This window comes from Corynebacterium sp. MC3, from assembly GCF_900099485.1.
In the GTDB taxonomy this organism is placed as follows: domain Bacteria; phylum Actinomycetota; class Actinomycetes; order Mycobacteriales; family Mycobacteriaceae; genus Corynebacterium; species Corynebacterium pseudogenitalium.
The window spans coordinates 1-4,534 of record NZ_LT622803.1; the positions used below are offsets into that span (position 1 = coordinate 1).

General features: G+C 64.6%; 5 protein-coding genes. 2 read left to right on the plus strand and 3 right to left on the minus strand.

All coding sequences use genetic code 11. From position 1 onward, the window contains the following. Positions 1 to 78 precede the first annotated feature (78 nt). Positions 79 to 1,242 carry an ATP-dependent helicase C-terminal domain-containing protein gene (locus BQ4436_RS00130; protein ID WP_070975107.1) on the plus strand — a complete coding sequence of 388 codons (1,164 nt, stop codon included), beginning with the start codon at positions 79 to 81 and terminating at the stop codon, positions 1,240 to 1,242. Here the strand turns inward: BQ4436_RS00130 and BQ4436_RS00135 are convergent. Next, the gene (locus tag BQ4436_RS00135) at positions 1,208 to 1,891 is read right to left on the minus strand and encodes a Rib/alpha-like domain-containing protein (RefSeq protein WP_070975108.1); all 684 of its coding nucleotides are present in this window, start codon (positions 1,889 to 1,891) and stop codon (positions 1,208 to 1,210) included. The genes BQ4436_RS00130 and BQ4436_RS00135 overlap by 35 nt on opposite strands. Before the next feature lie 53 nt (positions 1,892 to 1,944). Here BQ4436_RS00135 and BQ4436_RS00140 point away from each other — a divergent pair, with 53 nt between their 5' ends. Continuing rightward, positions 1,945 to 3,408: a basic amino acid/polyamine antiporter gene (locus BQ4436_RS00140; RefSeq protein ID WP_070975109.1), complete on the plus strand. Its 1,464-nt coding sequence runs from the start codon at positions 1,945 to 1,947 to the stop codon at positions 3,406 to 3,408. On the opposite strand, the gene BQ4436_RS00145 is transcribed toward BQ4436_RS00140, so the two are convergent. Next, the gene (locus tag BQ4436_RS00145; RefSeq protein WP_168156206.1) at positions 3,405 to 3,995 is read right to left on the minus strand and encodes a TetR/AcrR family transcriptional regulator; all 591 of its coding nucleotides are present in this window, start codon (positions 3,993 to 3,995) and stop codon (positions 3,405 to 3,407) included. The genes BQ4436_RS00140 and BQ4436_RS00145 overlap by 4 nt on opposite strands. Before the next feature lie 7 nt (positions 3,996 to 4,002). Further along, the coding region (locus tag BQ4436_RS00150) for a TSUP family transporter (RefSeq protein WP_070975110.1) at positions 4,003 to 4,534 on the minus strand (532 nt) is incomplete at its 5' end.

Consider the following 4,534-nt stretch of genomic DNA (forward strand, 5'->3'; position numbering starts at 1 on the left):
CGAGCTTCGGTGGGGGGGGAATCCGAAGCATCACCCCGCGCCGGGTGGCGCTGGGCGTCGCGGTGGCCCTGTTCATCGGTGGGTACGACGGCTGTCTCTAATACACGTCTAAATGGGTATAAGAGACCGCTGCTGGACCCTCCCCCGGCGCACCACCTGGCGGCGGCGCAGGAGACGCTGCGGCTCATCGGCGCGCTGGACGATCAGCACCGCATCACCGCCCTCGGTGAGAAGCTGGTGCGCATGCCGGTGGACCCGAGGCTGGGCGCGGCGCTGGTGAAGTTCGGCTCGGGCGCTGCGGACACGGTGGCCAAACTCGCCGACCAGCCCGCGAAACGCCTGGCCAGGTTGGTACACACGTCCGCGCCGGTGCCGCCGGGCGATGTGATCGCGGCGGCATACCCGCAGTGGGTGGCCAAGCGCGACGGTAATGAATACCTGCTTGCCTCGGGAACGAGGGCGCGGCTGGACGTGCCGATCGGCGCCCCGGAGTGGATCGCGGCCGCGGAGGTGCAGCGCACGGCGCGGGGTGCGGTGATCCGCGCGGCGGAACCGCTCGCGATGCCGGAGGAGCGCGTCGAGGAGCACGTGCGCGCCTCGCTCGTGGACGGGAAAGTGCGCGCACGCAGGGTCAAAGCCATCGGCGCCATCGAGCTGAGCGCCACCCCGATCCGCCCTGAACCCCACGAGGTAGAGGAAGCACTGCGCGACATCAGCTTCGAGGATTTCACGCTTGATAGTGCCGCCTTGGCACTTAAGCAGCGCCTCGACTTCCTGCACGCAACCATCGGCGAGCCGTGGCCGGACGTGACCAAGGGCGATTACTCGCTGGAGGTGGCGCAGTTGGCCAGGGGGGCGTCGATAAGAGAGCTGGACATGCGACAGGCGCTGATGCGGCAACTGCCGTGGCCCGAGGCTTCGCGGCTCGACGAGCTGGCGCCGACGCGCATCGCGCAAGGCAAGCTGGACTACTCGACGGGCCGACCCGTCGTGCGGCTGAAGCTGCAGCTGGCGTTCGGGCTGGCGGACTCGCCGGTGATTGGCGGGCAGCGGGTGCTGTTCCACCTACTCTCCCCTGCTGGGCGCGAGCTGGCGGTCACGGACGACCTGCGCAGTTTTTGGAACGGGCCCTACCAGGACGTGCGTAAGGAGATGCGCGGGCGCTACCCGAAGCACCCGTGGCCGGAGGACCCGTGGACGGCGACGCCTACTGCTCGAACGAAGCGCACGCTGAATAAATGATGCCGCCGCCGACAAGGCCAGCGACCGTCAGCACCGACGCGATGCCGAGGTCCGCATTGCGGCGGTTGTACTGGCGCGGCTTGAGGTGAATGTTCACCGGCTTCGCCAGGTTTGTAATCTGCAGGTTAATGCTGTCCTGCACCGCAACGATTGGTAGCCCCATTTGGGTGGCAAAGCCGAGCGGGATCAGTGCCAGCAGCGGAATGCCCACTGCCAAGGAAGTCTTGGAACACTTCGGCGTGATCTGCTCAAAACCGAGCGGCTTCAAGAAGTCCGGTGCCACGCCTTCATCCGTTCCCGGGTTCGCCACAGTGACTCGGACCGGGATGATTTCCGTGGATTCGTCGCCGTAGTGGGCAACGACTGGCCACTGGTAATCGCCAGGATCGACGCCGACAGATGGCGTCAGCTCGATGGAGCCATCGGCTTCAGAAAGGTGCGCCCAGCTGGGGATACTCGTGCCACTGTACCAGGCTTGGCCCCTCGGCAGCGGTGGGGGTAGTGTTTCCGTACTACCGATAGTTACGGTTGTAACGGGGTAATTGCCCTGCACGATCGCCTGTCCGTGCGCAGTTTCTACCGCCACGGCGTGTGGGGAGGTGCAGGCAAGCATGACTGCACACGCAGCAGCTGTAATCCGGCCACGCATGACCGACCTCCTTCGACGCTTCACGGCTCTCATCATAAGGTAACTTATTCTCCATGACTAATGCCCAATCACACACGGTGACCATGTGGACGCTGGTGTCGCTCATTATTGGCTCCACCATTGGCTCCGGCATCTTCGCGTTGCCGCAAAATATTGGCTCCGTGGCGAGCCCCGGCGCAATGCTCATCGGCTGGGTCATAGCCGGTGTGGGCATGCTCTCCATCGCGTTCGTGTTCCAGATCCTGGCGCGGCGCAAACCGCACCTGGACTCGGGCGTGTACTCCTATGTACGCGCTGGCCTGGGCGACTTCATCGGGTTCACCTCTGGACTGGGCTACTGGTTGGGTTCCGTGATGGCGCAGGTGGGCTACGCCACCCTGTTCTTCTCCACGGTGGCCTACTACTTCGCCCCGCTGAATAACCGGTGGGTGCTGGCCGCGGCGGTATCCGTGATGACGTGGGGCATCTTCATCATGCTGACCCGCGGTGTGAAGCAGGCGGCCGTGATGAACGTGGTCACCACGGTGGCCAAGCTGGTGCCAATCCTCTGCTTCATCGTCCTGGTTGCCTTCCTCGGCTTCTCCTGGGACAAGTTCACCTTGGACTTCTGGGGAGAGGGCTCGACGATCCCGTTCTCGCAGCAGCTGCAGGGCATCATGCTCTACACCGTATGGGTGTTCATCGGCATCGAGGGCGCCTCCGTGTACTCGAAGCAGGCGAAGACCCGCAAGGACGTGGGCCGCGCGACCATCATCGGCTTCCTGTCGGTGCTGTTGCTGCTGGTCTTAGTGTCCACGCTGTCCTACGGCGTGCTCACCCAGGAGGAGCTGGCGGCGCTGCCGGAGAACTCGATGGGTGCCGTGCTTGAGGCGGTCGTCGGCCCGTGGGGCGGCGTGTTCATCTCTATCGGCTTGTGCCTGTCGGTGCTGGGCGCGTACGTGTCCTGGCAGATGCTGTGCGCAGAGCCGATCGTGCTCATGGCGAACGACGGCCTGCTGCCGCAGTCGCTCGGCGTGGCCAACAAGGCGGGCTCCCCGTTCCGCGCGCAGCTGATCTCCACCGTGGTGATCCAGCTGTTCGTGATCATCTTCTTCGCCAACGAGACGTCCTATAACGCGATGGTGCAGCTGGCGACCATCATGTACCTGCTGCCGTACATCTTCTCCTCGCTGTACCTCATCCTGCTCGCGGTGCGCGGCAAGGGGCTTAACCACCCGAACGCGGGCGTGCGTTTCGACGACTCCGGCCCGGCGGTCAGCCGCAGCGACAACCAGCGCCACCTCATCGTCGGCGCGGTCGGTTTCGTGTACTCGATGTGGCTGATCTACGCCGCCGACCCGGTCTACGTGCTCTTCGGCGCGCTCGCCGTGGTCCCGGGCATCATCCCGTACGTGTGGACGCGCATCGCGAACAAGGAGCGCCTCTTCAACAGCTTCGAGTGGGTTGTGGTGGCGATCGTGATCGCGGGCGCTATCGCAGCCGTGGTCGGCCTGGCCAACGGCTCCCTGCAGCTCTAATCGTTTCGGCGGTCCGGGTCCACAGCCAGCTGTGGCCACAGGACCGTCGCGGTGTTTTCGGCGTGCCGCTCGGCGGAGGCCTCACTGAACGCCTGGCGCATAACAATGCCACCGAGCAGCATGCCCACGAAGGCGTACGGGTTGATGTTCGGGTTATACAGGCCCTCGTCCATCCCCTTGCGGATCCCCTCCACCATCCGCTCGAGGATTTCGGTTTCAAGGCGCAGACGCCACTGCGACACGAAGGGCTCGGCGCTGGCAATGATGGAGCCGATCAGCCGCACACCCAGCGTCTCGTCGAGGTAGCGCTGCAGGTCAATCATGTATTTTACGAACTCAGCGCGCGTGGTGGGGAGGTAGATCGGGATCTGGAGCGCGATTGAGTCCAGCGCCGCGGTGATCATCTCGCGGCGGTCAGCGTAGCGGCGGTAGATCGTCGTCTTTGCGACGCCACAATCCGCCACAACCTCGTCGATCGTTACAGAGTGCAATCCGCGATCGCGGGCGATGCTGAGCACCGACGCGAAAATCTTCTGCTCGGTTGCTGCCCTACGAGCCGGCCTAAGAATCTTCTGCTGCTTTTCCACGCCGCCATTATTGCACGAATTCTTGCCACCCAAGCCGCGCGCATAGAACAACTACGAGCGTCAATAAGGCGATGCGGACCAACTTGGATCCGCCTTGCAGGACGGTGCGTGCGCCGAGCTGCGCACCGATGACGTTCGCGATCGCGAGCGCGATTGCCAGCGACCAGTCCACGTAGCCCCCGGCGATGAACACTCCGAGCGCGCCGATGTTCGTCGCGGTGTTGACCACCTTCGCCATCGCCGCGGACTCAAGGAAGGTTTGAGAGAACACGGCAGTAAACGCCATGATGAGGAACATGCCGGTGCCGGGGCCGAAGACGCCGTCGTACCCACCGACGAGCAGGGCCACCGCGACGCCGAGCGCCACCCGGCGCGGCGTGATGATGCGGTTTCCCTCCTCACCGAAGCTCGGCTTACACACGACGAAAATGCCCACTGCCAGCAGCAACACGATGATGAGCGGGCGCACCACGGTGTCGCTGACGAGCGCGACGGCCAGCGCACCGCCCGCGGAGGCGCACAGCGCGGCAAGGGCGAAC

Coding starts and splice junctions, on each gene's coding strand:
- BQ4436_RS00140 (WP_070975109.1), top strand. CDS start 1,945: ATGACTAATGCCCAATCACACACGGTGACCATGTGGACGCTGGTGTCG.
- BQ4436_RS00135 (WP_070975108.1), bottom strand. CDS start 1,891: ATGCGTGGCCGGATTACAGCTGCTGCGTGTGCAGTCATGCTTGCCTGC.